The 4,045-nt window shown below is 40.0% G+C and carries 2 protein-coding genes; both read left to right on the plus strand.

Annotation, left to right across the window (positions count from 1 at the left end; genetic code table 11):
* Window positions 1-246 precede the first annotated feature (246 nt).
* On the plus strand, window positions 247-1,203 hold the full coding sequence (locus B371_RS24240; protein ID WP_050995767.1) for a protease inhibitor I9 family protein: 957 nt from the start codon (window positions 247-249) through the stop codon (window positions 1,201-1,203).
* Window positions 1,137-4,045 (plus strand): S8 family serine peptidase (locus B371_RS21010; RefSeq protein WP_050995768.1); only part of this gene is annotated, 2,909 nt, incomplete at its 3' end. The genes B371_RS24240 and B371_RS21010, both read left to right, overlap by 67 nt.

Here is a 4,045-nt window from a genome sequence, read left to right on the forward strand (position 1 = left end):
AGACTGAAGCCATGCCCGCGAAACGCGTCCACCGTAGCGGAAATAAACGGGTTTCTATGGTTACCCATCTTAAAGGATCGGGCGTACTTTTCTGGGTTTTTCTTAATTACTATATGGTTTCATAGTCATTTACTCTTATTAATATTTTAAAATACTTACTTCTATTTCTAGTAAATAAGTAATATATTAATCCGTAGTTTAGAAAAATAACTAAATTATGGGTTTTAATATGAGGGGGAAAGAAATTTGAAGAAGAGTAAGTTTGTGAAGTTAGTAAGTGGCATTGTAGCATTCGTAATGATTCTATCATTACTATCACCGTTATCGGTATCAGCAAACACACAACAAGCAAAACCATTTAAACCAACGGCTCAAAACGAAAGTACAATGCAATTAAAGGCTGCCATCGCTGAACAACTGAATGTATTAGAAGGTGGCGCATCACTTCACAAGGACTTACAAGGTTTAACAGGAAATGGACAAGTTTCGGTTATCGTACATCTATCTCAAAAACCAGTAGCTCTTGAAAAAGGAATAAAAGAGTTAGCAGGGAAAAAGTTTACTAGTTCAGAAGCAGCCCAAGTAAAAGCGGAAGTAAAAACACAACAGACATTTGTGATTAAAGAAATGAATGCTAAAAATATTTCTTTCAAACAAGGCTTCACATTTGATACTGTTTTAAACGGCTTCGCAGCAACGGTAAAGGCAGATGACCTTACAAAACTTCTAACAATTAAAGGAGTTACATTAGTCGAACCAGACGCAATCGTCAGCGCGTCACAAGAGTCAAAAGCATTTACAACAACTACGTCACCCGACCTAGTAAAAAATGATAAGATCGAACCGGCAATGAATACAAGTATTTCCTTCCTTGGAATCGAAAAACTATGGAATGAAGGATATGAAGGACAAGGTATTAAAGTAGCAGTTCTTGACACAGGTATTGATAAAGAACATCCAGAATTTAAGGGTGTGTACGTAAGTGGTAAAAACTTCGTACATCAAGTAGTTGGAGCTGATTATGCACGACCACGTTCGGATGATGATGCTTCTGAAACATCACCGTTAGATCGTCCAGCTACTAAACCTGAATTCAATGCAAACGGAAGTTCTTTTACACATCTCACGGCACACATGTGGCGGGGACAATTGCGGCAGCTGGAAATAACGAATTTGGAATTAAAGGAATCGCACCAGAAGTAGATCTTTACGCTTATCGTGTGCTTGGCGCATATGGCAGTGGAGCTACATCAGGCATTATTAAAGCAATAGACACAGCAGTAATTGAAAAAATGGACGTGATCAACTTGTCACTTGGTGGAGGAGCAAACTCGGAAACTGATGGTGGGTCATTTGCAATTAATAACGCAATGATGGCAGGGACAATTTCAGTTATCGCGACAGGAAACTCAGGTCCGAACCGTGGAACAATGGGAACTCCTTCAACTGCACGTCTAGGGATTGCAGTAGGCAATACAACAAACCCTGAAACAAAACACAGTTCGCTAGTAAATGTGACAGTAGGCGAATATGTACTTTCTAAACAACAAGATTTGATGGGTACGACTTTCGGTAAAGACCCGGCAACACAACTTCAAGGGGAGTTCGATTTAGTAGCAGTTCCTGGTAATGGGACGGCATCTGATTACAACGGACTTGATGTTGCAGGAAAAGTTGTCCTTGTGTCACGTGGGGCAATTGCCTTTGTGGATAAAATCGCATATGCAAAAGCTAACGGCGCAGCAGCCGTTCTCATTCACAACTTAACGGGTGGATCTGAAGCACCAAATAAGTCTGGGATATTCCTTGGGGATTCTTTTGCTTTCATCCCAACATATGATCTTTCTCAAACAGACGGAGATGCGATTCGTTTGGAGTTAGCAAAGGGTGAGGGGAAAGTTACATTTGGAAATTTCGCTTCAACCAATACACTTGGGGACGATGTAAATAACTCGAGTTCACGTGGACCATCCACACCGAACTTCGATATCAAACCAGATGTTTCAGCACCTGGGACGAATATCATGTCATCCATTGCGATGTACCAAGCGGACTTCCCAGAAGCATCATATGATGAGGCTTACGATCGTTACACTGGTACATCAATGGCTACTCCACATATTGCGGGAATTGTGGCACTTGTTAAACAAGCAAACCCGAATTGGAATGCGTTCGATGTAAAAGTAGCCCTTTCCAATACCGCAAAAGTTCTAGACACAACTAAATACGATGTCTTCTCTCAAGGTGCAGGACGTGTAGATGCATATGCGGCGGCTCATCCAAAGGTGCTTGCTTATGGCATTGACACGGCGGTTCTTGATCAAAGTGGGACAACTGTTGAAAACTTAAAAGGAACTGTCACATATGGTCCACGATCATTGGCTGAAAACCTCACCGTGACGAAACAAATTCGTGTGAAGGATATAACAGGCAACGGTGGAGAGTACAATGTGAAGGTCGATGTGACGAAATCCTTCGGTGATGCAAAACTAACGATTGATAAACCGACATTTACATTGAATGGTGAACAAATGTTGAATGTTACGTTGACTGCATCGAAAAATGAAACTACAAAGTTAGGTGATGAAATTCTTGGCTATATCCACATTGAAAGTGCGGATGGAGAAACTGAAATTTCACTACCTTTCGCGGCTGACTTCGGTGGAACTTCAGCAATTCAATTTAAAGATTACAACATTACTGAAACTGACCTATCATTTGATGGGGATGGCGTGCAGGATGAAGCGGTGCTTTCATTCACACTGACAGGTAATGTGAATACGAACTACATTGAGATCTGGGACATTATGAATCCAGATGGTGGTGAATATGGGGATGGCTATATCGGCTACTTGCATGCATCGAGTTCTCTCGTAGCAGGTTCATACACATTACCAATAAAAGGGCAGTACAGACCTTGGACTTCGGGCGCACAGATAACGAATATACCAGATGGTTTATACACAATCGATTTTACAGGACAAACAGTATCAGGCGACCCACCGTATGTTGGTGGCTATGTTGGACCAGTTGTTGTAAAAACAACAGATCCAGTTATTACGTCAGAAACAGTACTTGTAACTGATAAAGCAAGCTTTGAGTTTGACGGACAAGTTACGGATAAATATATCGACTACAACACAGAGTTAAATAACTATGATTTAGGCTATGACTTAAATTCTAAATTAGAGGCAAGTTTTGAATTAACAGGTCCTGATGATAATGTACTTCAAAACGGTCCTATTACTTTAAATCAAGACGGTTCGTTTAACTTGGACATTCCATCAACACTACGTGGGAACAATACATTAACAGTGACTGTTAATGATGTCGCAGGTAACTCCGGTTCTACGGAATTTGTTATTGTGAATGAAGAGGAAGATGTACCGGATGTCGTGACCCTATCAGTTGATCCATCAAACCTAGATTTGAAAGTAGGTCAAACTGATCAACTAGAAGTCACATCAACAGTAACGAAACCTGATGGGTCAAAAACAGATGAAAATGTAACAGAAGTTGCTACTTACAGTGGTTTTAACAATTCGATTGTATCGGTTGATAAAGGCAATGTCACTGCAATAGCAGAAGGTACAACTGAAATAACAGTCAAACACAATGACGTAGTTATAACAGTCCAGGTAAAGGTGAATAAAGCTGATGTAATCACTCTTTCAGTTAATCCATCAAACCTAGATTTGAAAGTAGGTCAAACTGATCAACTAGAAGTCACATCAACAGTAACGAAACCTGATGGGTCAAAAACAGATGAAAATGTAACAGAAGTTGCTACTTACAGTGGTTTTGACAATTCGATTATATCGGTTGATAAAGGCAATGTCTCTGCAATAGCAGAAGGTACAACTGAAATTACAGTCACATATGAGGACGTAGTTACAACAGTCAAGGTAAGCGTAAATAAAGCTGATGTAATCACTCTTTCAGTTAATCCATCAAACCTAGATTTGAAAGTAGGTCAAACTGATCAATTAGAAGTTACATCAACAGTAACGAAACCTGATGGTTCAAAAACAGATGAAAATGTAAC

Source organism: Paenisporosarcina sp. TG20, assembly GCF_000286315.1.
Lineage (GTDB): Bacteria > Bacillota > Bacilli > Bacillales_A > Planococcaceae > Paenisporosarcina.